This is a genomic window from Caballeronia sp. dw_276 (assembly GCF_018449635.1).
GTDB lineage: Bacteria > Pseudomonadota > Gammaproteobacteria > Burkholderiales > Burkholderiaceae > Caballeronia.
The window spans coordinates 353186-378551 of record NZ_JAAVUV010000006.1 but is presented as its reverse complement, the minus strand read 5'-3'; the positions used below and the strand labels follow the sequence as shown (position 1 = coordinate 378551).

Genomic DNA, 25366 nt, shown 5'->3' with positions numbered 1-25366 from the left:
GAGCCATCATGGGTATAGCCGGCAAGCACGTTCCTCCCCTTTCCAATCCGGCCGATTCCGCAAACACGCCGGCCACGACCATTCCCGCCGATGAACGCGTCAGGCGGCAATCCTGGTTCGGCCACATCTTGAACCGCCCGGAATTCGCGGCCATATCCGGCGCCGTGCTCGTGTTCATTGTGTTCGGTGTGGGCGCTGGAAGCTCGGGCATGTTCAACCTAGACGGCGTGATGAACTGGTCGCAGGTCGCGGCGTATCTTGGCCTGCTTGCGGTCGGCGCATGCCTCTTGATGATCGCGGGCGAGTTCGATCTGTCCATCGGTTCGATGATCGGTTTCGCCGGCATGATGGTCGCAATTCCATCAGTGTATTTTCACTGGCCATTGTCTGTTGCGATCCTGTTCGCCTTCGTCTGTTCCATGCTGCTTGGCGCGTTGAACGGGTATCTGGTCGTGAAGACGCGGTTGCCATCGTTCATCGTCACGCTGGCGTTCTTGTTCATCTTGCGGGGTCTTACGCTCGCACTCTCCATTCTCTTCGCGGACCGCACGATCATTTCGGGCGTCGGCGATCTCGCGCAGAACGACTGGCTTGCGAACACGCTGTTTCATGGCGTCGCGTTGCATGGACTTTTTTCGTGGCTCGGGCACATGGGTATCGGCAAGTTGCTCGATAGCGGCGAACCGCTCGTGCCCGGCATTCCCAAGGTCATTTTGTGGTGGCTCGGACTCGCCGCGGTCAGCGCGTTCGTGCTTGCCAAGACGCGATTCGGCAACTGGATTCTCGCAGTCGGCGGCGATGCAAATGCAGCAAAGAACGTCGGCGTGCCGGTGCGGCGCGTGAAGATTTCTCTGTTCGTGCTGACTGCGTTCTGCTCGTGCCTCTTTGCCGTGCTGCAAGTGTGCGACATCGGCTCGGCGGCGGCCGATCGCGGCCTGCAGAAGGAATTCGAAGCGATCATCGCGGCGGTGATCGGCGGGACCTTGCTCACGGGCGGATATGGATCGGTGATCGGCGCGTGCTTTGGTGCGCTGATTTTCGGCGTGGTGCAGATCGGCATCACGTACACGAACGTCAGCTCCGACTGGTTCCGCGTGTTCCTCGGCGTGATGCTGCTGATCGCCGTGCTGTTCAATCACTACGTGCGTCGTCGCGTCTCGCAGGCTCAATAAACAAGCTCAATAAGGGGAACGGTCATGGCTGAACAAGACACCATTCTCGCGCTGGAAAACGTCAGCAAATTCTTCGGCCGCGTGATCGCGCTGAACGGCGTGACCCTGCGTTTGAAGCGCGGCGAAGTGCATTGCCTGCTGGGCGACAACGGCGCGGGCAAATCCACGTTGATCAAGACGCTCGCGGGCGTTCACACGCCCTCTTCCGGCGAATATCTCGTCGATGGGAAACCCGTGCAGTTCGGCTCGCCCAAGGAAGCGCTCGACATGGGTATCGCGACGGTGTACCAGGATCTCGCGCTCGTGCCGCTGTTATCCGTCGCGCGTAATTTTTTCATGGGACGCGAGCCGCAAAAGAAGCTCTTCGGCTTCTTGAACGTAATGGATCTCGACCTCGCGGCAGAAACATCGACTGCGCGTCTTTCCGAAATGGGCATCAATGTTCGCGATGCGCATCAACCTATCGGCACCATGTCAGGCGGCGAGAAGCAATGCCTCGCGATTGCACGCGCGATTCATTTCGGCGCACGCGTTCTGATCCTCGATGAACCCACGGCCGCGCTCGGCGTCAAGCAATCGTTCAACGTGCTGCGCCTGATCCATACAGCGCGCGCGAAAGGCATTTCCGTGATCTTCATCACGCACAACGTACATCACGCGTATCCCATCGGCGATTCGTTCACGCTGCTCAATCGCGGACGTTCAATGGGCACGTTCACCAAAGACACGATCACGAAGAACGAAGTCCTCGACATGATGGCGGGCGGCGCCGAGATGCAGCAAATGATGAGCGAACTGGAAGACGCCCCGGCGTGAAGACGGGCGGCTTCGCGAGTTTTCATCTATTCAAAGGATCGGACATGGCATTGCATTCATCAACCGGATCGCGATTCGCCGCGGGGCGAACGCGGGACATTGTGTGTCTCGGACGGCTTGCGGTCGATCTCTACGCGCAGCAAGTCGGCGCACGGCTCGAAGATGTATCGAGCTTCGCGAAATACCTGGGCGGGTCGTCGGCGAACATTGCGTTCGGGTGCGCGCGACTCGGTCTCAAATCCGCGATGCTCTCGCGCGTCGGCAACGATCACATGGGCCGCTTTCTTACCGAGACGCTGGAGCGCGAAGGGTGCGACACGAGTCACGTACGCATCGACCACGACCGGCTGACGGGTCTCGTGCTGCTCGGCATCGAGGATCGCGATACGTTCCCGCTCGTGTTCTATCGCGATGATTGCGCGGATATGGCGGTCGATGAAAACGACTTCGATGAAGCGTTCATAGCGTCATCGAAAGCGCTGCTGATTACGGGCACGCACTTCTCCACGGATCAAGTGAACCGCACGAGCCGGCGCGCGCTGGATTACGCACGCCGCAATCAGGTTCGAACGGTGCTCGATATCGATTATCGGCCAGTGCTGTGGGGTTTGACCGGCAAGGCCGATGGCGAAACCAGGTTCGTCGCGAACGATGGCGTCACCGCGCATTTGCAAGGCATCCTGCCGCTGATGGACCTCGTGATCGGCACGGAAGAAGAGTTCCGGATTGCCGGCGGCAAGGACACGCTGATCGAAGCGTTGACGGCGGTTCGTTCCGTCACCGGCGCAACGCTTGTCGTTAAACGTGGACCGATGGGCTGCTCGATCATCGAAGGCGACATTCCCGTGTCGATAGACGATGCACCCGTTCATGGCGGCGTGGAAGTCGAAGTCCTGAACGTGCTTGGCGCCGGCGATGCGTTCGCCGCAGGTTTCCTCGCCGGATGGCTACGCGACGAGCCCATGGAGGTCTGCGCCCGCACGGCCAACGCGTGCGGCGGGCTGGTGGTCTCGCGTCACGGTTGCGCGCCGGCCATGCCCACACCTGCCGAGCTCAGCTACTTCCTGGAAGCCGCCCGCGCCGATCCCATCCGCATGCGCCGCCCCGATCGCGATGCGACGCTTGCGCGTTTGCATCGCGTGACGCCAGCTCGAAAACAATGGGATGAAGTGCTGGGTTTCGCCTTCGATCATCGCAACCAGTTCTTCGATCTTGCGCAGCAAACCGGCGCGGACGAAACCCGTATCGCCGCGCTCAAGGGCTTGTTCGTGGAAGCCGTCGCGCAGACCGAAAAAGAACGCGGACTTGAAGGACGTATTGGTGTTTTGATCGATGACCGCTATGGTCAGGACGCGCTGAACGCCGCGACCGGCCGCGGCTGGTGGATCGGCCGGCCCGTTGAATTGCCCGGTTCCATGCCGCTTGTGTTCGATCACGGCCGGTCGATCGGAACCACGTTGATCGAATGGCCGCGCGAGCATGTCGCGAAGTGCCTGGTCCACTATCACCCCGATCATCCTCACGATATCCGTCTTGAACAAGAAGCGCAGATTCGCACGCTGTACGACGCGGTTCAGGCGAGCGGCCACGAGTTGCTGCTCGAAGTGATCGTGCCGAAAAACGGTCCGCCGATTGCGGAAGACACCGCGCTGCGGTCATTGAAACGGCTGTATAACCTCGGCATTTATCCCGAGTGGTGGAAGCTCGAACCAATGAGCGCAACGCAATGGCAAGCGGTCGATGCGTTGATCGCCGAGCGTGATCCGGCGTGTCGCGGCGTGGTGCTGCTGGGGTTATCGGCGGCGGTCGATCAGCTTTGCGAAGGGTTCAAACCGGCGGCGTTATCGAAGACATGTCGCGGGTTTACCGTCGGCCGCACGATCTTTCATGAGCCGAGTCACGCGTGGCTTGCCGGGACCATCGATGATGCCGAGCTCATCGCACGCGTGCGGCGCACGTTCGAAACGCTGATCGACGCCTGGAAAGACGCGCGTGCCGCCCAGCAATCGAAAGCCACCGCGGAGCAGGCAGCATGAACAGCACGATCCGTTTGACCACCGCGCAGGCACTGGTCCGCTACCTTGCGGCGCAACGGACCGAGGATGGCGAGCCGCTCTTCGGCGGCGTTTTTGCGATCTTCGGCCACGGCAATGTTGCGGGTTTGGGCGAGGCGTTGTACGCGCATCGCGAGACCTTGCCGACTTTTCGCGCGCACAACGAACAGGCCATGGCGCATGCGGCCATCGCATATGCGAAGGCGAATTTTCGCCGGAGGATGATGGCGGTGACCACATCCATTGGCCCGGGCGCGACGAATCTTGTGACCGCCGCTGCGTTGGCGCACGTGAACCGCTTGCCTGTGTTGTTGCTGCCCGGTGATATCTTCGTGTCGCGTGCGCCCGATCCCGTCCTGCAACAAGTGGAGGATTTCGCCGATGGCAACGTGTCCGCGAACGATACGTTGAAACCCGTCTCGCGTTACTTCGACCGCATCGTGCATCCCGCGCAATTGTTGAGCGCGCTGCCTCGCGCGATCCGCGTATTGACCGATGCCGCGTTGTGCGGTCCCGTCACGCTCGCGTTGCCGCAAGACGTGCAGGCAATGGCGTACGACTATCCCGAATCGTTCTTCGAACCGCGCGTGGTTTCGTTCCACGCACCCTCGCCCGCAGCCGATGACATCACGCGCGCCGCCAACGCATTGCGCGCGGCTAAAAAGCCATTGCTCGTATCGGGCGGCGGTGTGCTTTATGGTTTGGCAACCGAAGCATTGCGCTCCTTCTCGGAACGTCATGGCATTCCCGTCGCGGAAACGCAGGCGGGAAAAGGCGCACTCGAATGGAATCATCCGCTGAATCTTGGGGGTATCGGTGTGACTGGTTCGGAAGCCGCGAATACGTTGGCACACGATGCCGATTGTGTGCTCGCGGTGGGCACGCGGCTGCAGGATTTCACGACGGGATCGAACACGTTGTTCGCGTGGGCGCAGCTTGTCGGCATCAATGCAAACGCGTTCGATGCCTTGAAACAAGGCGCCCTGGCGGTAGAAGCCGATGCACGGCTCGCACTTGAGGCGTTGAGCGCAGCGCTCGGCGACTGGCGTGCGTCACCGCCCTGGACTGTACGCGCGAACGAGCTTGCAGACAGGTGGCGTTCGACTGTCGACCACGTGACCAACGCGCCGCAGCGGGACAACAGCTTGCCGCGTGAAGCTGATGTTATCGGCGCCGTGCAGCGTTCCAGCGAACAATCGACCTCGAACGACATTGTGGTTTGCGCAGCCGGAACCTTGCCGGCCGATCTGCAAAAGCTCTGGCGCACGAGCACACCAGGCGGGTATCACGTCGAGTATGGTTACTCGTGCATGGGTTACGAGGTAGCTGGCGCACTGGGCGCGAAGCTCGCGCGGCCGGAGCGTGAAGTGATCGTGATCGTAGGCGACGGCAGCTATCTGATGATGAACAGCGAACTCGCCACGTCCGTGATGCTTGGCGCGAAAATCATCGTCGTGCTGCTCGATAACCGCGGCTATGGTTGCATCAACCGATTGCAGCAAGCATGCGGTGGCGCACCGTTCAACAACCTGCTGGCCGATAGCCGCCAGGGACCCGATGGGGCGCCCGCCATCGACTTCGCAATGCACGCGCGCTCGCTCGGCGCGACGGCGGAACATGTTGCGAATATCGATGAACTCGAAGGCGCGATGCAACGCGCGCGGGCATCGACGAAATCGTATCTTGTCAGCATCGATACCGACCCCGCGCGTCCCACGGAAGAAGGCGGCTGGTGGTGGGAAGTCGCCGTGCCTGAAGTGTCATCGCGTGAAACGGTGCGCGCGGCGCGCGCTGACTATGAGAAAAGACTCACTGCGCGCTCGAAGCGCACGAAGGAATAACAGATGAGCACGTTCGATGTACGAATCGGCATCAATCCGCTTTCATGGATGAACGACGACCTTCCCTCGCTCGGCGGCGAGACGCCGTTGAGCGTTGCGCTCACCGAAGGGAAGAAGATCGGCTACGATGGCTTCGAACTCGGCAACAAGTTTCCGCGCGAACCGGACGCGTTGAAAAAACTGCTGGGTGACTACGATCTGGCGTTGGTCTCCGGCTGGTATTCCGGCCGACTCGCCGAGCGTAGTGCGGAGGACGAGATAGCTGCCGTGGGCCCGCATCTCGAACTGCTCGCGAAGAACGGAGCCACGGTAATGGTCTACGGCGAAGTCGCGGATTCAATTCAAGGCTCGCCGCGACCGCTCTATCAACGTCCGCGTTTTTTCTCGGAAGACCGCTGGACCGAATACGCAAAACGCCTGAACACATTTGCTGAATACACCTTATCCAAAGGGGTTCGCGTCGCGTATCACCATCATATGGGCGCGTACGTGGAGACGCCTGCGGACGTGGACAAGCTGATGAGCCTGACCAACGATTCGGTCGGCCTGCTCTTCGATGCAGGGCACATTACGTTCGCCGGCGGCGACCCGCTCGTCGTACTCGATAAACACATCGGACGCGTATGCCACGTCCATTGCAAGGACGTTCGGCCGGACATCGTCAAGCTTGCGCGCAACCGCAACTGGAGTTTTCTCGACTCGGTCATCAACGGCGCGTTCACAGTTCCAGGTGATGGCGCAGTCGATTTTCCATCGATCATTGCGCGCTTGAAACGGCACGGCTACAGCGGCTGGCTCGTGGTCGAGGCTGAACAGGACCCCGTTATCGCAACGAGTTACGCGTACGCCGAGAAAGGCTACAAGACGCTGCGCGCGCTCGTTGATCAATCACTTCAGGAGGCAGCATGAGCCTGCTCGTCAAGGCATCGCGCGAAGGTCAGACCATCGCGCGCGTCACGCCGGAAACCGCGTTGTGGAAGCACGTGGGATTTGCGGCTTATCGGCTCGAAACCGGCGATATCGTGCATGTGCATGAGGCGAAACGCGAGGTGTGTATCGTTGTATTGTCGGGGACAGTGAGCATTGAAGCCGGCGATCAAAAGTGGGAGAAACTCGGTTCGCGTGACAGCGTGTTCGAAGACACCGCGCCCTACGCCGTTTATCTGCCACCGAAGATGGCCGCGACCGTGCGCGCGGACCGGGATGCAGAGATCGGTGTTGCGAGTGCGCCCGCTACGGGCAGGTATCCGCCGCGTCTCATCGAGCCATCGCAAATGAAACGTTCGACCCGCGGCAAAGGCGCAAATACGCGATACGTATGCGATATTCTTCCGCAAACCGAAGACGCCGAAGGCCTGCTTGTCGTCGAAGTGAAGACGCCGGGCGGACATGCATCGAGCTATCCTCCGCACAAGCACGACAAGGACAACGTGCCGGTGGAGAGTTCGCTTGAAGAGACTTATTACCATCGGCTGAACCCGCCGCAAGGTTTTGCGTTCCAGCGCGTCTATACCGACGAACGTGATATCGATGAAACCATGGCCGTAGAAGATCATGACGTGGTCATGGTGCCGCGCGGTTATCATCCGGTCGTGGTGCCGTATGGTTACGACAACTACTATCTCAACGTGATGGCCGGCGACAAACGCACGTGGCACTTCAAGAACGATCCCAAGCACGAGTGGATCGTGGAGCGGGATAGCAAGGCTTCTTGACTCTTCAACTGCCGACGGATAGCCATTCGCGCGTGATGCGCTCGTTGGCGGCGAGCGCATCGGGGGTGTCATCGAACACAATCGCGCCGTGCCCCATTACCGCAATGCGCGTCGCAAGTTCACGCGCGATCGTCATGCGTTGCTCGATCAACAGGATTGCCACGCCTCGCGCTTGCAGGCTCTTGAGACACGCGGCAACCTGCGTCACGATTTGCGGCGCGAGCCCTTCCGTGGGTTCATCGACGATCACGAACGACGGGTCGCCCATCAAGGTACGCGCGAGCGCGAGCATCTGCTGTTCGCCGCCCGATAGCAAACCCGCTTTGACCGCCTTGCGCTCCTGCAGGACCGGGAAAAGTTCTTCCGCATCGGCGATGCTGAAACGTGAACCGCCGCGCTTCATGCCAAGCAGCAAGTTCTCGCGAACGCTTAGTGTGGGGAACACGTCGCGTTGTTCGGGCACGTAACCGAGTCCCATCCGCGCAATGACATAAGGTCGTTCTCCAATGATCGACAAGCCGCGAAATTGCGCCACGCCTTCTGCCCGCACGAGTCCCAGCAGCGCTTTTGCGAGCGTCGAGCGCCCCGATCCGTTGCGTCCGGCAAGCACGACGACCTCCCCTTCGTTGATGCTCATACTCAAACCACGCAGCACCTGACTTGCGCCGTACCATGCGTTCAGATTTTCGACTTCAAGCAGTACCGTCATGATGCGTCACCGAGATAGGCCGTGCGAACGTCATTGTCGGCGGCGATTTCATCCGGCGTTCCTGTTGCAATTACGAGGCCTTGAACGAGCACCGAAATTCTGTCGGCGAGCGCGAAAACGGCTTCCATGTCGTGCTCGACTATCAGCAAGGTTTTGCCTTGCGTGGTCTCGCGTATCAGCGCAAGCGCGCGCGCCGCTTCCGAGCGGTTCATGCCGGCGGTGGGTTCATCGAGTAACAATGTCGACGCGCCCGACGCAAGTGCAAGGCCAAGGTCCAGCGCGCGCAACTCTGCATAACTGAGACCCGATGCCGGTTGGTCGCGGCGCTTCAACAATCCGATCGCATCGACAACACGCCGAGTTTCTTGATCGATCCCGCTTGTCCCGAACCATCTGGCCAACCACGACGCCTGGGCACCGAGCACCGCACACTGAACGTTGTCCCACACGCTCAGGCCGTCGAATACGCGTGATGTCTGGAAACTGCGCGCGAGTCCCATACGTCCAAGCCGATGAGCCGGCAATCCCGTAACGTTCACGCCGTCCAATATGACCTGGCCGCTCGACGGCAACGTACGTCCCGCGATGAGATCGAACAACGTCGATTTCCCTGCGCCGTTCGGACCGATCAACGCATGACGCTCGCCTTTGCGAATGTCGAGGTCGATGCCTCGCAATATGTCCGTATTTCCAAAGCGCTTGGTGATCTGCCTGAGTTCGAGCGCGGTTTTCATCGTGCGCTCCGTGAAACTCTTGTGAGCACCAAGGCAATCGCGGCGCTGAACAACGCGAGACACCACGGACCGGCGCGGTGAGCGTCAAGCAGCAATCCTGCAATATGCGCGAAGCCGTCGCCGTGGCTATCAAATTGCAGCGCGTAAGCGAGTTCTACCGCGATCACAATCGCTATCAACCATGCTAGAGACGCGCATGCAACAGGAGCTGAAAGTTCGCGTGATTGTTCAACCAACAATCCCGACAATCCCCTCGGCGCCGCGGCCACGGCCCACACAAAAAACAAGCCGAGATAGGCCGCCCATGCGGGCGACACACTCGCCACCGCCACGCTAAAGAACGTAAGCAGAACCGCGCCCAACACGGGCCCGAAAAATACCCCGGTCCCACCGATAACCACCGCAATCAGCACGCTTCCCGAGCGCGCCAGCCCCACGCCTTCCGCCGATGCCAGTTCCACGTTGATGAGCCCAAGCCCCCCCGCCACGCCCGCAAAAAACGCCGCCACGATAACCATGACAAAGCGCACACGGCGCGGATCGAAACCAATGGCAGCGGCACGCACGGGGTTATCGCGCACGGCATTCGCGACACGCACAAACGGCATGCGCGAGAACCTGTACATCGAGAGAGATGCAGGCACGCACCAGATCGCGATCAATGCATAAGCCTGAATCGCGGGTCCGAAGGTCAAACCCAGAACCGCGGGTCCGCTCGCACGATCGATGGAAACGCCGCCCTCGCCGCCGAACCATCCCGGCACGAGCCACACAGCCGCCGCAACCAGCTCTCCGATTCCGAGCGTGATCATCGCGAACGTGGTGCCGGCGCGGCGCGTGGAAAAGAAGCCGAATACGATGCCGGCAAACGCCGCGGCAAGACCGCTGACCAGCGGCAACAACGGCAGGGGCAAGTGGTATCGATTGAAGAAATGCGCGGCGGCAAACGCGCCAAGACCCGCGTACACGGCGTGACCAAACGACAGCAATCCTGTTTCGCCAAGCAGCAGATTGAATGAAAGCGCGAACACGATCATCGTCGCCGTCTGTGCGAGATACGCGAGCAGCCAGCTTTGTGAGCTGAACACAGGCGGCAACGCGAGACCCGCTATGAGCAGCAGCCATGGTGTCAGGCGCCTGAACTCAAGCATCGTCATCCCGTTGTCCGGAGAGCCCGCGTGGCCGTAGCACGAGCATTGCAACCAGCAGGACATAAGGCAACACGGGCGCGATCTGCGCGACGCTCAACGCCGCCCAGGCCGGCGGCAACTCGGCGCCCATCGCCTTCGAGATGATTCCCAGCGACATCGTCGTGCCGACTGCGAACGTCTGCACGCACCCGATCAATATCGACGCAACGAGCGCCCCGCCAATGGAACCCAGGCCGCCCACGACGACAACCACAAACACGATCGGCCCGATGTTCTCGGCCATCGAAGGCTCGATCACGAACAGCGGTGCACCGATCACGCCGGCGAGCGCGGCGAGCGCCGTGCCGGCAGCAAAGACCAGCGTGAACGCATAGGGCACGTTGTGCCCGAGTGTCTCGACTGTCGCTGCATGCGTCAGCGCGGCCCGCACCACAAGTCCTATCCGCGATACATGCAACACTGTGTACAACGCTACAAGCATCGCGATGGATACGACCATCATGAACGCGCGGTAACGCGGAAAAGCCGCGCCGAAGAGCGTGAAGAGAGGACCATCGAGAGAAGGAGGGACAGCGGCGTTGAGCGGCGCGAGCCCCCAGACAAGCTTGACCGCTTCGGCGATCAAATACGCCGCGCCGAACGTCAGCAACAATTCGGCGAGTGCACCACGCGTTTCGATCCGACGAAGCAGGAAGCGCTCGAACAACCCGCCGAGCGCGCCAACAATCATCGGTGAAACGATCAATGCAAACCAGAAACCGAAATGCGCCGCGAGCGCGTAACCCACATACGCGCCGAGCATATAAAAGCTCGCGTGCGCGAAGTTGATCACGCCCATCATGCTGAAGATCAGCGTCAATCCCGCCGACAGCATGAACAGCAGCAACCCGACGCTCACGCCATTCAGAAGGTTGATCGCGAACCACTGAACGAACGCGTCCACGCTGCGCGGCCCTACCCGTTCACGAGCGGCTTGAGCGCCGCAACGAGCGCATCGGGCAGCGGCACCGGACGGCGTGTATCGCGATCCACATAGACATGCACGAAATGCCCTTGCGCGGCCGGTCGCTCAGACCCGGCGCTGAAGATGCCGACTTCATAACGCACGCTCGTTGTGCCAAGCTGCGTGACGCGCAGACCGGCATCGATACGATCAGGAAACGCCAGCGACGCAAAGTAGCTGCAATGCGTCTCGACCACGAGGCCGATCGTCTTGCCGGCTTCCAGATCCAGCGCGCCTTCGCGGATCAGATACTCGTTCACCACCGTATCGAAGTAGCTGTAATACACCACGTTGTTCACGTGGCCGTAGATATCGTTGTCGGACCAGCGCGTGTTGATCGAGAGAAAATGCGGATAATCCGCGCGCTTCGTGGGTACAGGTCGCGTCATGAATCAGAACGACTCCTGCAGCATCCGCCGATAATCCTCCGCGCTCGCCTCGCGCGGATTCGTCTTGTGGCAATGATCGGCGAGCGCCCCTTTGATGACCTTGTCGAACATGTTCTCTTCCACGCCCATTTGCGACAAACGCGTTGGCAAGCCAAGACGCGCGGTGATGTCATGAACGGCTTGAGCGACATCGGCGCCAGCGGGGAGATTCATCACGCGGCGCATGCGTGCGAAACGGTTTTCAGCGATCACGCTCGGCGCACTTTCGTTGAAGCGCAGCACGGCTGGAAGAACCACGGCGTTCAGCGTGCCGTGATGCAAGCCGGTACGTCCGTTCACGACCAGTCCGCCCATGGGATGCGAAAGCGAATGCACGCAGCCAAGACCCTTCTGGAACGCCATCGCGCCCTGCATGGAGGCACTCATCATGTTCAGGCGCGCGTCGCGATCCTGGCCATCGTGCGTCGCTTTTTCGATATTCGCCCAAGCGCGCTCGAGCCCATCCAGCGCAATGCCGTCAGCAGGCGGATTGAACGCGGGCGCAAGAAACGTTTCGATGCAATGCGCGATCGCATCCATGCCGGTCGCGGCCGTGAGCATGGGCGGCAAGCCCAGCGTCAGCGACGGATCGCAGATCGCCGATTTCGGCAGCAGATGCCATGAATGGAAGCCGAGCTTGCGGCCATCGTCGAGAATGATGATCGCGCCGCGCGCCACTTCGCTGCCCGTGCCGGAGGTGGTCGGAACAGCGATCAGCGGCGCAGCGTCCGACGTGATCCTGTTGCTGCCGCCTTCAATGGTCGCGTATTCGGTCAGCGTGCCCGGATGCGTCGCGGCGATCGCCACGCCCTTTGCCAGATCGATGGACGACCCGCCGCCCACCGCAATCAAGCCGTCGCACTTTTCGCTTTTGTAGAGCGCCGCGGCTTTCATCACCATGGCTTCGGTTGGGTTCGACGGGGTTTCATCGAAGATGGGAACCGCGCCGGCGTCGAGGGTCATCGCCTGGACGGTCTGCGAAACGAGGCCTGCCGCGAGCACGCCCTTGTCCGTGATGATCAGCGGCCGCCTGATGCCAATGCGCGCACATTCGCCATCGAGTGAGGCGAGCGCGTCGAAGCCGAGATGAATATGCGTGAGATAAAAGATGAAAGCCATGACGTGTCCCCGTTGTAGTCTGCGTCAGGCATGTTAGGAGTGCAGGGAGAGTCCGTCAATCACGCAGACCCGCGAGCGCGCCTACTGTCCCGGCCGGTCCACGTATTCGACGGCCAACCCGCGCCTGCGCATCCATTCGGCAACGGCGTGTCCCGTTCCCGCGCGCCACGGCCTTAGCTTCGGCGGCTCGACCAGCCGGTATTCGAGCAATTCCGGCGACAGCGCGATCGTTCCGTTCGCCTTCACGTGATACGCAATGATCAGCTCATTCTTGCGGATGAACTCGTACACGCCAACCAGTTCCACGGATTGCGCAACCAGCGATGTTTCCTCGAGCACTTCCCGCGCGATGCCTTCTTCGGGCGTCTCGCCGTTCTCCAGAAAGCCCGTGATCAGCGCAAACATGCCTTCGGGCCACGCCGCGTTGCGCGCGAGCAGGATCTTGCCCTCGTATTCCACGATAGCCGCCACCACCGGCAGCGGATTATTCCAGTGAACGAAGCCGCACTCCGGGTCCGGGCACGCGAGCCGCACGCGGCCGCCTTCGTGGGCGGCATCGGCACGTTCGACCAGCTTATTCGCATCGCGCGGACAGAAATGGTATTCGATCATGGGTAAATTCCGTGATGTCGAGAACTCAACGAGCGGCGCAAAGCGCGCGGATTTCGGCAGTGAATTGTTCCACCGTTTCCGGCAGCGTGTCCCACGCGCACATCAGCCGGCAGCCGCCCGAGCCGATGAACTGATAAAACTTCCAGCCCTTCGTGCGTAGCGCCTGCGCCACGTGCGGCGGCAGTTCGGCGAACACGGCGTTGGATTGCGGCTTGAACATGACCTTCACGCCTTCAATATCGGCAAGGCGGTCGGCCATCAGCTGAGCCATCGAGTTGGCGTGACGCGCATTGCGCAGCCAGACATCGTTGTTCAGAAGGCCGAGCCAGGGCGCGGAAATAAAGCGCATCTTCGACGCCAGTTGCCCCGCCTGCTTGAGCCGATACGCAAAATCGACAGCCAGGGCTTTATCGAAGAAGATCACCGCCTCGCCAACCGGCAAGCCGTTTTTCGTGCCGCCGAAACACAGCACATCGACACCTGCGCGCCACGTGATTTCCGATGGATGCACGTTCAGCGACGCCACCGCGTTCGCAAAGCGCGCGCCGTCCATATGCACCTTCAAATGCCGTCGCTTGGCAATGGCCGCGATCGCGCGAATCTCCTCGACGCTATACACGGTCCCCACTTCGGTGGATTGCGTGAGCGTGACGACCTTGGGCTTTGGGTAGTGGATATCGGCGCGACGCGTGACGATTGCTTCAATGGCATCCGGCGTGAGTTTTCCATCGATACCCGGCGCCGTCAGCAATTTCGAACCGCCGGAGAAGAATTCCGGGCCGCCGCATTCATCGGTCTCGATGTGCGCAAGTTCGTGGCAGATCACCGAATGATAGGACTGGCAGAGCGAAGCAAGGGCCAGGGAATTGGCGGCCGTGCCGTTGAAGACGAAAAAGACTTCGCAGTCTGTCTGGAAAAGATCGCGGATGCGATCGCAGACGCCTTGCGTCCAGGAATCGTCGCCGTAAGCGGGTTCGTGGCCGCTATTGTTGGCGTCAATCAGCGCAGCCAGCGCTTCGGGGCAGATGCCGGCGTAATTGTCGGAGGCGAAATGTTGCATGCGGTCTGGTGCCGGAGCGATGTGGACGTGGCCGTTATTTTAGCGGTTCGCGTCCAGACTCGCGGAGACGTCAATAAGACGCCGCCGCGGATTTCATCGCCCGGATACAGACAAATCCGAATTACTTGGCGGCGGGTTGGCTCGCTGCCGCGGATTGCTGTGCTTGTTTGTCCTTTTTGTTGGCTTCGTGATGACCGATTGCGCAACCGCCGGCTGCACCCACCACGCCGTGCTTACCCGCGACGTGACCGGCCACGCCACCAACTGCCGCGCCTTCCAGACATCCCTTGGCATAGACCGCGCCGGTGGTGAAGAGCATCGAGGACGCGAGTGCGAGCGAGACAAATTTCTTGTTCATGAACGTGTTCCTTTTGTAGTCAATGCGCGGGACTTCGTGTCCGCGCTGACGCAAGGAACCGCAAGTGACGTACCTGTCGATCGGCTTGCAAATAGTGCGTTCGCAATCGAAAAAGCCCGCCGTGCTTTGCGCAATGGCGGGCTTTCAATCTGGCCTCGCGGCGGGTTAAAGCTTTCCTTTGACCCACTCATTGACACCTGCCAGCGCTGCAGCCAGGTTCTGCGGTTCCGTGCCGCCCGCCTGTGCCATGTCCGGCCGGCCACCGCCCTTGCCGCCAACCTGCTGAGCAACGAAATTTACGAGATCGCCCGCCTTCACTTTTTTCGATGCCTCCGCCGTCACGCCTGCAATCAGGCTGACCTTGTTGCCATCGACGGCAGCGAGAACGATAGCCGCGTTCTTCAACTTGTCCTTCAATTTGTCGACGGTTTCGCGCAGCGTCTTGCCATCCGCGCCCGGCAATTGCGCAGCCAGAACATGCACGCCGCCGATCTCGACCGCTTGCGACACCAGTTCGTCGCCCTGGCTCGATGCCAGCTTCGACTTCAGCGCGCCGAGTTCCTTTTCCAGCGATTTCACGTGTTCCTGAACCTGCGTGATGCGCTGGGTCAGCTCCGACGGCTGCGCCTTCAATACCGCCGATGCCGCGTTGATCCGCGCGTCGAGTTCCTGCACGAAACGCACGGCGTTGTCGCCGGTAATGGCTTCCACGCGACGAATCCCCGCCGCGACGCCGCCTTCCATCACGATCTTGAACAAGCCGATATCACCCGTGCGATTCACGTGCGTACCGCCGCACAACTCGCGCGAAAAGCCGAGATCCAGCACGCGCACTTCGTCGCCGTATTTTTCGCCGAAGAGCGCCATTGCGCCGCCCTTCACCGCTTCGTCGTACGGCATCACGCGCACGATGCCCGGCGCGTTCGCCAGCACTTCCGCATTCACGATTTCTTCCACGCGACGGATCTGTTCGTCCGTCATGGGCGCGTTGTGCGCGAAGTCGAAACGGGTCTTGTCGGGATCGACGAGCGAACCCTTTTGCTGCACATGGCTGCCGAGCACTTCGCGCAACGCCTTGTGCATCAGGTGCGTTGCCGAGTGATTGCGGGCGGTGCGCAAACGGCGAATCGTATCGATTTCCGCCTTGACCACGTCGCCCACTTTCAGCGTGCCTTGCTCGACCGAGCCGTGATGACCGACGACGTCCGATTGGACCTTCAACGTATCGGCCACTGCAAAGCGCACCGCGGCGTTCGCGAGTACGCCCTGATCGCCGGCCTGCCCGCCAGATTCCGCGTAGAACGGCGTGTGATCGAGCACGACGACGGCCTGCTGGCCCGGCTGCGCTTCTTTTGCCGAAACGCCGTCTACATAGATTGCGACGATCTTCGCGTCATCGAAAATCTCGTTCTCGTAGCCGTGGAACGTGGTTTTCTCGCCTGCGTATTCCAGGCCTTGCGCCGACTTGAACTTGCCAGCCGAACGCGCTTGTTCGCGTTGACGCGCCATGGCTTCATCGAACGCAGCTTCGTCTACCGTGATGCCGCGCTCGCGGCACACGTCCGCCGTCAGATCCAGCGGGAAGCCGAACGTGTCGTGCAGCTTGAACGCGAGTTCGCCGTCGAGTTGCTTCGAGCCCTTTGCGTCGAGTTCGGCCAGCGCTGTTTCGAGCATCGACATGCCGTGTTCGATGGTTTCGAAGAAACGCTCTTCTTCCTGTCTAAGCACATCCGTGACGCGCGTCTGGGCGTCCTTCAGTTCCGGATAGGCCGCGCCCATTTGCTCGACCAGATCGGCTACGAGCTTGTGGAAAAACGCGCCCTTGCGGCCGAGCTTGTAACCGTGGCGGATCGCGCGGCGCACGATACGGCGCAGCACATAACCACGGCCTTCGTTGCCGGGAATCACGCCGTCGACGATCAGGAACGAGCATGCGCGAATGTGGTCGGCGATCACCTTCAGCGAATTGTTCGTGAGGTCCGGCGTACCCGTTTCGCGGGCTGCGGCCTTGATGAGCGACTGGAACAGGTCGATTTCGTAATTGCTGTGCACATGCTGGAGCACGGCGGCGAGACGTTCGAGGCCCATGCCGGTATCGACGCTTTGCTTGGGCAGCTTGGTCATGTTGCCCTGGGCCTCGCGGTTGAACTGCATGAACACGAGATTCCAGATCTCGATGAAACGGTCGCCGTCCTCCTCAGGCGATCCTGGCGGGCCGCCCCACACTTCCGGGCCGTGATCGTAGAACACTTCCGAGCACGGGCCGCACGGACCGGTGTCGCCCATGGTCCAGAAGTTATCCGATGCGTAGCGCGCGCCCTTGTTGTCGCCGATGCGGATGATTCTTTCCTTCGGCACGCCGATTTCGTTTTCCCAGATGGCGAACGCTTCGTCGTCTTCCTGATAGACCGTGACCGTGAGTTTTTCCGGCGGCAGGCCGTAGACCTTGGTCAGCAGTTCCCAGCAGTAGTGGATTGCATCGCGCTTGAAATAGTCGCCAAACGAAAAGTTGCCGAGCATTTCGAAGAACGTGTGATGGCGGGCTGTGTAGCCGACGTTTTCGAGGTCGTTGTGTTTGCCGCCGGCGCGCACGCTGCGTTGGGACGTGGTCGCGCGTGAATAGGGGCGCGATTCGGTGCCGAGGAATACGTCCTTGAACTGGACCATGCCGGAGTTTGTGAACAGCAGCGTGGGATCGTTGCCCGGCACGAGGCTGGACGAGCGCACGATCGTGTGGCCCTTCGATTCAAAGAACTTGAGGAATTTCTCGCGGATGTCGGCGGCTTTCATGGCTTGCGGGTCTGCTGTTTTGTACGGCTGCGGCGCACGGCAAGGCTTCGACTTCTGCCGATGAACACCAGCCGGGGCCAGATTCGGGATTGTCGATTATACGGGAATGGGCGGCGGATTTTGCTGGCGCCCGGCGGCCGGGGAACTGCGGTTCGGTGCTGTGTCGGGGCAATTCCGCCTATTCCGGGGACCATCACGACCAAACCATGCGTTCACGGGTAAATAGGCACAACCCAGGCTTCCGTATTAACGGCTACCCACACTGGTGGCGAAGCGTGTGGGTATCTGTGACCGGAGGGGGAGGGTTTCAACGGTCCGGGGTTATACGCCGAGCGTGCTTTTGGGGTCCCAAATCGTCATAACTGCACGCTCGGGACACTTATGAGCCGATTGTTGAAAGGCGTTTTCTTTGCTCCGTTTCTTTGTCGCCGTTTGGACAAAGAAATGAAGTGCCGCCACGCACAGTGGCTAACAGTGCTAAAGAAAACGCCCAAGATATAACGCGCGAAGACCGAAAAAGCAGCATCCCGGCACCAACCCCCGACTCCAGCCCCGCGCAAAAAAACCTACCTAACCCCCGCCCCGACGAGTCCACCCGCCGCCGCCCCGGCAACCGTCCCCAACGGCCCGCCCGTCAACACGTATCCCAACGCCCCGCCGGCCGCAGCCCCAATCCCCGCGTGCGCTTGCGTACGACTCATCGCACACCCTGACATTGCCGCGATCAACGTCGCAACTGCAGCAACCCGAATCGATACCCGCGTGATCTTGTTCATGATGGAACCTTCCTTTTTATTGTCAGAACGCCGCGCCCCGAACCTTTCAATCTCATTATTTCAGAACGCGAAGCTATCTTAAAATCGTCTCATCATTACCGACAATGCGATTTACCTCCCGTTACGCTCGATACATCCGGTATTGAAACGCCGTGCGTTCGCACCAGATAAGAAACATGTCGCACCCGCCCCGCACATCGCGGCAAAATCCCGGCCCGCGCTGCCCCGGGCCGGTTGCTAAGGTAGAATCGTTGGATCAATTCAGTCTTACCGAACGCAAGCCGCACGTCTTCGAACGCTAGCGCCCTCGTCAGCTCTCCTTCTATTTCGCATGAACACCGATCGCAACGACGCCCCGGCGGTAAATAATTTCATCCGCAATATCATTGACGAAGATAACCGCAACGGCAAATGGTCGCAGCGGGTCGAGACGCGTTTTCCGCCCGAGCCGAACGGTTATCTGCACATCGGCCATGCGAAGAGTATTTGCGTGAATTTTGGCATCGCGCGTGATTATGGCGGCGTCTGCCACCTGCGTTTCGACGATACGAACCCGGAAAAGGAAAGCGTCGAGTACGTGGATTCCATCATCGACGCCGTCAAATGGCTCGGTTTCGACTGGAATAAGGACGGTCAGGAATTCCTGTACTTCGCGAGCGATTACTACGACCAGCTCTATGAATTCGCCGAACTGCTGATCGAGCGCGGTCAAGCATATGTGGATAGCCAAACAGCCGAGGAAATGCGGCTGACGCGCGGTTCCGCGCAGGAACCCGGCAAGAATTCGCCGTTCCGTGACCGCACGCCCGAAGAAAATCTCGACCTGTTTCGCCGCATGAAAGCCGGCGAATTCAAGGAAGGCGAACACGTGCTGCGCGCGAAAATCGACATGGCATCGCCGAATTTCAACATGCGCGACCCGGTGATCTACCGGATTCGTTTCGCGCATCATTACCGGACCGGCGACACGTGGTGCATCTATCCGATGTACGACTACACGCATTGTGTATCGGACGCGCTCGAGAACATCACGCATTCGCTGTGCACACTCGAATTCGAGGATCATCGTCCGTTGTACGACTGGTTCCTCAATCAACTCGCCGACGACGGCAAGTTCACCCGTCCCCTGCCGCAGCAAATCGAGTTTTCGCGCCTGAACCTGACGTACGCGATCACCAGCAAGCGCAAGCTGCTGCAACTGGTGAATGAAAACCACGTGGAAGGCTGGGACGATCCGCGCATGCCGACTATCGTGGGCGTCCGGCGCCGCGGCTTCACGCCCGAAAGCATTCGCCTCATGTGCGATCGCGTGGCCGTGACGAAGGTCGATTCGTGGATCGACATGAGCGTGCTCGAAGGCGCGCTGCGCGACGACCTGGATGAGAAAGCGCCACGCTCGATCGCCGTGCTGGATCCGCTGAAGCTGATCATCGACAACTATCCGGAAGGCACGAGCGAAACGTGCAGCGCGCCCGTGCATCCGCACCATCCGGATCGCGGTGTGCGCGAGTTCCCGTTCTCGCGGGAATTGTGGATCGAGCGCGAGGACTTCCAGGAAGAGCCGAAGAAGGGCTATTTCCGTCTGTTCCCGGGCAACAAGGTGCGGCTGAAATACGGCTTCGTGGTGGAATGCACCGGCGCGGACAAGGACGAGAACGGCAACATCACCGCCGTGCACTGCAATTATTTCCCCGACAGCAAATCGGGCACGGAAGGCGCGAACGCCTACAAGGTCAAGGGCACGATTCATTGGGTCAGCGCAAAAGACGCGTACGAAGCCGAAGTCCGTCTCTACGATCGCCTCTTCAAGGAACCACAACCGGGAGCCGGCGGCGCTGAATTTCTCGATGCGTTGAACCCGGACTCAAAGCGCATTGTCCGTGCGTATCTCGAACCGTCGGCGCGCAATGCCAACGCCGAAGATCGCTACCAGTTCGAACGGCATGGCTACTTTGTGGCTGACCGGGTCGACTCGAAACCGGGCGTGCCGGTGTTCAATCGTATCGTCAGCTTGCGGGATAGCTGGGGCAAGCCGGCTTGAGGCCGGCGGGATTTACACCAATGTCGCCGGGTAACCGTTCTGATCGCACATTGACGCGGCGGCTCGTTCGCGCAATGTGCGCTGCGTCCGCGATCTCGCTGCTGATGGCGGCGCAGGCGGTCTGCGCGAGCACGGTGGAACAATCCCAGGTATCGCCCACGCTGCGCAAGATCGCCGAGAACAACAGCGTTGTTCTCGGCGTGAGGGAATCGTCGGTGCCGTTTTCGTATCTGGACGCGAAGCAGCAACCTATCGGCTATTCGCAAAGCATCGCGCTCAAGATCGTCGATGAAGTCCGCCGCCGCCTGCAAAAGCCTCATCTCGCCGTGAGCACGGTAGTGGTGACGTCCACGAACCGCTTGTCTTTTGTGGTCAACCACCAGATCGACCTGGAGTGCGGCTCGACCGCACATATTCGCGACCGTGAACAACTGGTCGCGTTCTCGAACAGCTTCTTCGACTATGGCATCCGGATGGTCGTGAAGCGCAAGTCCGGCATCCGCAATTACGGCGACCTTCGCGGCAAGACAGTTTCCACGACCGCAGGCACATCCGACGAACAATTGATCCGCGCTTTGTCGCTTAATCAAAAGCTCGACTTGCGGATCCTTGCCGCCCGCGATCACGCAGAAGCGTTCGATGCGATGAAGACCGGCCGCGCTGTCGCGTTCGTAATGGATGATCCGCTGCTGTATGGAAAGATCGCGCAAGAAGGCGCCGCGCAGCGCGATTACGTGGTCACAGGCGACCCGCTCGCACACGAATCATATGCGTGCGTCATGCGCAAGGGCGACCCCGTCTTCAAGAAACTCGCCGATGACGTCATTGCCGGCATGCAGCGTTCGGGCGAAGCGGAAAGCTTGTACAACACCTGGTTCATGCAGCCCATTCCGCCCGACAACATCAACCTGCGCTTCCCGCTTTCGCCCGAAATGAGAGCGCTGTTCGCGAACCCGAACGACCGGCCATCGGATAATTGAACGGCTAGGTCAAGCGGTCACGCGAGCGTTTGATGCAATTCTGAGAGTGACAGCGTAGTCTGGAAAAGCCGCGCAAGACTTCGGCTTGCATACTGATCGACATCGGCTGGCGATACCCATCTGTATGCATCCATTTCGGGGATCATCGTGCCGTCACGCCGACGCGGAAAGTACGATTCGCAAACGCACTCCTCGATCTTGACTTCGTTCTCGGTGACTAGAACCGCGAACAGGTGCAGATCCTTGTCCCGCCGATACACAAAGCGCCCGAGATCCTTGAGCCGCTCCGCCGGCAGAACAATCCCCGTCTCTTCCACGAGCTCGCGCAACGCCGCTTCGACCGGTTCCTCACCTTCTTCGCCCTGACCTTTGGGAACGTCCCAGTGCGAGGTCTCGGTCGCGTGACAGAGCAACACGTCGCCTTGCGTGTTGAGTATCACGACGCCGCACGAAACCGTTCGCTCAGCCATTGATCGACCTGTCCGGCCGAGCCTTGAACGAATATTCGCCGCAAGTTTTTGGTTGAATGCGGCTCACTGCTTGAGCAGCGCCCATTTGCCGCCTTCAGTCTTGCAGATAGTCGGCGCCCAGGTTTGCGTCTGCCCCTTGGCATGCGCGACCATGGTCAGCTTGCGGCAGGTCCTGTCGCCTTTCTTGTCCGTATCCGATGGCGTGAGCGTGCCATTGACTGCCACTGGATTGCGGGCGCCTTCATTGTTCCAGTCGAGCGATTCGCCGTCCTGCTTGGTATCCAGCGCGGTGTGCGCGGCCTTGTTGAGAATCTCCATATCACGCTGCTTCATGTACGTGATGGGCGTGTTGTTCAGGAACCCGAGATTAGCCGCTTGTGCTGCGCCGCTGGCCAGCAAAACGCAGCCCGCGACCAGCGACAAGGTGAACTGCGTGGAGACGCGTTTGAGCCCGCGGACGGACTGTGACACCGGCTGTGACATGAAATGTTCTCCCTCGATGGATATTGATTGATTTTCTGCGTGGATCGCGATTCGAAATGCCGGGACCCGTTGGCAAATGACGATCGTCTGGCGTCGAGGATAGCATGAGGCCACATGTGCGCCGCAAGCGCAAAAGCTAGGCCGAATGGCCATCGCGGATGCATTTCAGAGTATTGCAGGACTATCTCAGACGTGTCCGATGGAGGCCATCGAAGAGCAAATCTAACATCAGAGGCTTGTCGACTTCAGCGCTCCTCCGATCATGGATGCCCATCTCATACCGACGCTTTACGGGTGCCTGTGCATCGTGGTCATTGCATGTGCGCTCGTCATGCCAAAAGGCCTGGCAGCGATGGATCGGCTGCTTGCAAGACAACCCGAGCGAGTCGGGCTGGAAGGCTGGCCGGAGGAACATGGATACATCGATGAAGCGAAGCCGGCCATGTGGCCACGCGTCGTCACCGCCATAGGCTGCGCGCTGTTGTTCGCGGCGCTGCTTGTGCTGATGTTTTTGTGCCAGCAACTTGCGCTGTGAACCAGCGCAAATAGTGACTTTGGTACGGCAGGAGGGACTCGAACCCCCGCCCCTCGGCTTAGAAGGCCGATGCTCTATCCAGCTGAGCTACTGCCGCGGTGCAGACGATCTGCGATTTTACCTCATTGAAAGCGTGAGGGGCCCCATTCCGGGGCCCCTCACGTCATTTGCAACGTCTCAAACTGGTTGCGGATGGAGCATGAACCAGCCAAGGCAGAACGCGCCCGCGATCAGGCAATACACGCCGAACGCCGCAAGCCGCCCTTTTCCTTCGAAATACCGCATCAGGAAACGCACGCTGAGATACGCGGCGATGCCCGTCAGCACGCCGCCAAGGATGGCATCGGCGAGTTGATCGGGTGCATGGAAGAGCTTGGGCAATTCGAGCACACCGGCCGCGAAAATGATCGGCGTACCGAGCAGGAACGAAAACTCGGCTGCTTTTTCGGCGCTCAAACCCGCGCCCACGCCGGCAATGATCGTCAGGCCGCTGCGCGAGAAGCCGGGAATCAGCGCGCCGATTTGCGCCAGACCGACCAGGAACGCCTGCCTGAAGGTGAGGTCTTCCGGAGCGCGCTCGGCGCGCGTGCGTGTTAACCGGTCACCCACCCACAGCAACACGCCGTTGACCATCAAAGCCGCTGCGACGATCCGGAGGTCGTGGAAAAGTGCCTCGAGCCGCTTCTCGAGCAGGAGGCCAACGATGCCCGTCGGAATCGTGCCGATGATCAGTGCCCACATCATGTGACCATCGGCGTTCTTGCGGCCACGCAGCGATCCGACAAACCCGATCACCAGCGCCACCCAGCGCTTGCGGAAATACCACAGCAACGCAAGCGCGGTTCCGAGGTGGAGCGCGACGAGGAACGGCAGCAATTGTGGCGCGTGTTTATCGATATGCATGCCGATCAAGCCCGGCACGAGAAGGGTATGGCCAAGACTGCTGACCGGGAACAGCTCGGTCACGCCCTGCAGCACGCTCAGGAAAATCAGAAACCACAAAGTCACGCGTCAGTCCTCTTTCGTTGGTGGCGACAGGCCAGCGACAAGTCGCATGGCCGCGGCGGTGCAGCATACGGCACGCAAAACGCGCCGATTATGCCGGTCGCCAATTGCAGCGCCAAGCGTTTGCGTGCGAGATCGCGCAGTCGAAAGCTTATTGTTAGGTATATGAATATAAAAAGAAAAATAAAAAAGGCTCGTCGTAAGACGAGCCTTTTACAACTGCCGACCTGGCAACGCAGCGCTTATAGCTTGTATAAGAACAAAGCCGTTCCCGCGCCAAACGTACCAAAGATAAAAACTCCGAACATCAAAGCCAGATCCATATCAACCTCGTATTTCGTAGGATCATCTTGGACGACTCGATCGCCAAGGCCGAAAAAATGTTTCATGTGCGTTACATCGTGCTTGCATTATCGGGCCAATGAAACCAGGTGTGTCAGTCGCAGTTTCCCCAAAAGGGTTTCCCCGTAGAATTGAGCGCGATTCATACGCCAAACGCATCGACCTGTCCGACCATTAACGCCAAGGAGACCGCCGACATGTCATCAACGCCCGACATCCTGGAAATCAAACGCGACGACGCCGTTCTCGAAATCGCCCCGCACGCCGGCGCACGCCTGATGACGTGGCGAGTCGGCGGCGAACCGGTCATTTTCTGGCCTGCTGCACCCGACTGGTCCAACTTCGTCAAGATTCGCGGCGGCAATCCGCTGCTGTTCCCGTTCCTTGGGCGCCATTTCGTAGAAGGTGAAATCGGCAAGTGGCGCGACCCCGAAGGCGTCGTGCACGACCTGCCCATGCACGGCTTCGCGCGCAACCTGCCGTTCGAACACAGGATAGATCCGGACGGACACGGCGTGCGAATGACGCTGGTCGACAACGATTTCACGCGTCAGGGTTATCCATTCGCCTTTCGCTTTGAAGCCGCGTACCGGCTCGTGGACGGTGTGACGCTCGACGTCGAACTGACGACCTCGAATCCGGGCGAAGTCCCTCTGCCCTACTACTCCGGTCACCATTTCTATTTCGCTTTGCCGCACGATCAGCGTGGCATCAGCAGCATTGAACTGCCGCGCACGGAAATGCGCCGCCAGCTCGAAGACGGCTCGATCACCGAACCGGAAGCGGGCAAATCACTTTATTCGATCGATGACCCAAGCATCCTCGACCGTTTTCACTGCTTCACCGGCCCGTCCGACCAGCCGGTCCGGCTCGTGACGCCTGGCCTGAAGCGCGCGGTCAATTTCGATTTGCAACGCCCCGACTCGGTACCCTGGTATGCCGTGACGACGTGGACTGAAGCCCCTGCGTCGGATTTTTATTGCGTCGAGCCGTGGGTGGGTCTCCCGGATGCCATTCACAACGGCCACGGATTGCGGTGGCTCGCACCCGGTAAAACAGAAACGGCGGCACTCCGGCTGACCATTTCGCCGGCATCGTAAAACGAATACAGGAGCCTGGCCCAACTTGGCGCACGCACGCTTCTGAGTGCCACGGCGCGAGGACGTTAAAAT

At 60.1% G+C, this 25366-nt stretch carries 24 protein-coding genes and 1 tRNA gene; 10 read left to right on the top strand and 15 right to left on the bottom strand.

Going from position 1 to position 25366, the window contains the following annotated elements:
* The first annotated feature begins 8 nt into the window (after window positions 1-8).
* Genes HB633_RS15530 through iolB form a run of 6 tightly spaced genes read left to right on the top strand, consistent with a single transcriptional unit; the run spans window position 9 to window position 7598 of the window.
* Window positions 9-1172: an ABC transporter permease gene (locus HB633_RS15530; RefSeq protein WP_213778946.1), complete on the top strand. Its 1164-nt coding sequence runs from the start codon at window positions 9-11 to the stop codon at window positions 1170-1172.
* A gap of 24 nt (window positions 1173-1196) precedes the next feature.
* Window positions 1197-1988 (top strand): ATP-binding cassette domain-containing protein, encoded by a 792-nt coding sequence (locus tag HB633_RS15525; RefSeq protein ID WP_213778945.1) that lies wholly within the window; start codon window positions 1197-1199, stop codon window positions 1986-1988.
* Between the two features lie 44 nt (window positions 1989-2032).
* Entirely contained in the window at window positions 2033-4024 is a 1992-nt protein-coding gene (iolC, locus tag HB633_RS15520) for a 5-dehydro-2-deoxygluconokinase (protein WP_213778944.1), read from the top strand.
* Entirely contained in the window at window positions 4021-5883 is a 1863-nt protein-coding gene (iolD, locus tag HB633_RS15515; RefSeq protein ID WP_213778943.1) for a 3D-(3,5/4)-trihydroxycyclohexane-1,2-dione acylhydrolase (decyclizing), read from the top strand. Before iolC ends, iolD begins: the two co-directional genes overlap by 4 nt.
* 3 nt (window positions 5884-5886) lie before the next feature.
* On the top strand, window positions 5887-6792 hold the full coding sequence (gene iolE, locus HB633_RS15510; protein WP_213778942.1) for a myo-inosose-2 dehydratase: 906 nt from the start codon (window positions 5887-5889) through the stop codon (window positions 6790-6792).
* Window positions 6789-7598 carry a 5-deoxy-glucuronate isomerase gene (gene iolB, locus HB633_RS15505; RefSeq protein ID WP_213778941.1) on the top strand — a complete coding sequence of 270 codons (810 nt, stop codon included), beginning with the start codon at window positions 6789-6791 and terminating at the stop codon, window positions 7596-7598. Before iolE ends, iolB begins: the two co-directional genes overlap by 4 nt.
* Window positions 7599-7602: 4 nt before the next feature.
* Here iolB and HB633_RS15500 read toward each other — a convergent pair whose 3' ends face one another.
* The 11 genes from HB633_RS15500 to HB633_RS15450 all read right to left on the bottom strand — a co-directional run bounded on the left by HB633_RS15500 (window position 7603) and on the right by HB633_RS15450 (window position 18338).
* Complete coding sequence (locus tag HB633_RS15500) at window positions 7603-8307, bottom strand: ABC transporter ATP-binding protein (RefSeq protein ID WP_213778940.1); 705 nt, start codon at window positions 8305-8307, stop codon at window positions 7603-7605.
* A complete protein-coding gene (locus tag HB633_RS15495) occupies window positions 8304-9041 on the bottom strand; it encodes an ABC transporter ATP-binding protein (RefSeq protein ID WP_213778939.1) in 738 nt (245 codons plus the stop codon). Before HB633_RS15495 ends, HB633_RS15500 begins: the two co-directional genes overlap by 4 nt.
* Complete coding sequence (locus HB633_RS15490) at window positions 9038-10198, bottom strand: branched-chain amino acid ABC transporter permease (protein WP_213778938.1); 1161 nt, start codon at window positions 10196-10198, stop codon at window positions 9038-9040. Before HB633_RS15490 ends, HB633_RS15495 begins: the two co-directional genes overlap by 4 nt.
* Complete coding sequence (locus HB633_RS15485; protein ID WP_346730318.1) at window positions 10185-11135, bottom strand: branched-chain amino acid ABC transporter permease; 951 nt, start codon at window positions 11133-11135, stop codon at window positions 10185-10187. The genes HB633_RS15490 and HB633_RS15485 overlap by 14 nt, the downstream gene beginning before the upstream one ends.
* 11 nt (window positions 11136-11146) lie before the next feature.
* Window positions 11147-11584: a thioesterase family protein gene (locus HB633_RS15480; protein ID WP_213778937.1), complete on the bottom strand. Its 438-nt coding sequence runs from the start codon at window positions 11582-11584 to the stop codon at window positions 11147-11149.
* 3 nt (window positions 11585-11587) lie between these two features.
* Window positions 11588-12742: an iron-containing alcohol dehydrogenase gene (locus HB633_RS15475; protein ID WP_213778936.1), complete on the bottom strand. Its 1155-nt coding sequence runs from the start codon at window positions 12740-12742 to the stop codon at window positions 11588-11590.
* 81 nt (window positions 12743-12823) lie between these two features.
* On the bottom strand, window positions 12824-13354 hold the full coding sequence (locus HB633_RS15470; protein ID WP_213778935.1) for an NUDIX domain-containing protein: 531 nt from the start codon (window positions 13352-13354) through the stop codon (window positions 12824-12826).
* A gap of 25 nt (window positions 13355-13379) precedes the next feature.
* Entirely contained in the window at window positions 13380-14414 is a 1035-nt protein-coding gene (locus HB633_RS15465; RefSeq protein WP_213778934.1) for a low specificity L-threonine aldolase, read from the bottom strand.
* 121 nt (window positions 14415-14535) lie between these two features.
* On the bottom strand, window positions 14536-14772 hold the full coding sequence (locus HB633_RS15460) for a hypothetical protein (protein WP_213778933.1): 237 nt from the start codon (window positions 14770-14772) through the stop codon (window positions 14536-14538).
* A gap of 165 nt (window positions 14773-14937) precedes the next feature.
* On the bottom strand, window positions 14938-17562 hold the full coding sequence (gene alaS, locus HB633_RS15455; protein ID WP_213778932.1) for an alanine--tRNA ligase: 2625 nt from the start codon (window positions 17560-17562) through the stop codon (window positions 14938-14940).
* A 566-nt stretch (window positions 17563-18128) separates the two neighbouring features.
* Window positions 18129-18338, bottom strand: coding sequence for an ornithine acetyltransferase (locus HB633_RS15450; protein WP_213778931.1), 210 nt, complete (start codon window positions 18336-18338; stop codon window positions 18129-18131).
* 331 nt (window positions 18339-18669) lie between these two features.
* Here HB633_RS15450 and HB633_RS15445 point away from each other — a divergent pair, with 331 nt between their 5' ends.
* Window positions 18670-20379, top strand: coding sequence for a glutamine--tRNA ligase/YqeY domain fusion protein (locus HB633_RS15445; RefSeq protein ID WP_213778930.1), 1710 nt, complete (start codon window positions 18670-18672; stop codon window positions 20377-20379).
* A gap of 20 nt (window positions 20380-20399) precedes the next feature.
* Window positions 20400-21359: a transporter substrate-binding domain-containing protein gene (locus HB633_RS15440; protein WP_255580939.1), complete on the top strand. Its 960-nt coding sequence runs from the start codon at window positions 20400-20402 to the stop codon at window positions 21357-21359.
* 17 nt (window positions 21360-21376) lie between these two features.
* Here HB633_RS15440 and HB633_RS15435 read toward each other — a convergent pair whose 3' ends face one another.
* Both HB633_RS15435 and HB633_RS15430 read right to left on the bottom strand, forming a co-directional pair.
* Window positions 21377-21829, bottom strand: a complete 453-nt coding sequence (locus HB633_RS15435) for an NUDIX domain-containing protein (RefSeq protein WP_213778929.1) — start codon at window positions 21827-21829, stop codon at window positions 21377-21379.
* Window positions 21830-21892: 63 nt separating this feature from the next.
* A complete protein-coding gene (locus tag HB633_RS15430; protein WP_213778928.1) occupies window positions 21893-22312 on the bottom strand; it encodes an RT0821/Lpp0805 family surface protein in 420 nt (139 codons plus the stop codon).
* Between the two features lie 262 nt (window positions 22313-22574).
* Between HB633_RS15430 and HB633_RS15425 the strand changes: the two genes are divergently transcribed.
* Window positions 22575-22847: a hypothetical protein gene (locus HB633_RS15425; RefSeq protein ID WP_213778927.1), complete on the top strand. Its 273-nt coding sequence runs from the start codon at window positions 22575-22577 to the stop codon at window positions 22845-22847.
* Between the two features lie 20 nt (window positions 22848-22867).
* Here the strand turns inward: HB633_RS15425 and HB633_RS15420 are convergent.
* Together HB633_RS15420 and HB633_RS15415 are read right to left on the bottom strand one after the other, a co-directional pair.
* Window positions 22868-22944, bottom strand: a tRNA-Arg gene (locus HB633_RS15420).
* A gap of 80 nt (window positions 22945-23024) precedes the next feature.
* A complete protein-coding gene (locus HB633_RS15415; RefSeq protein WP_213778926.1) occupies window positions 23025-23855 on the bottom strand; it encodes an undecaprenyl-diphosphate phosphatase in 831 nt (276 codons plus the stop codon).
* 536 nt (window positions 23856-24391) lie between these two features.
* Here HB633_RS15415 and HB633_RS15410 point away from each other — a divergent pair.
* Window positions 24392-25294, top strand: coding sequence for an aldose epimerase (locus tag HB633_RS15410; RefSeq protein ID WP_213778925.1), 903 nt, complete (start codon window positions 24392-24394; stop codon window positions 25292-25294).
* Window positions 25295-25366: the final 72 nt, after the last annotated feature.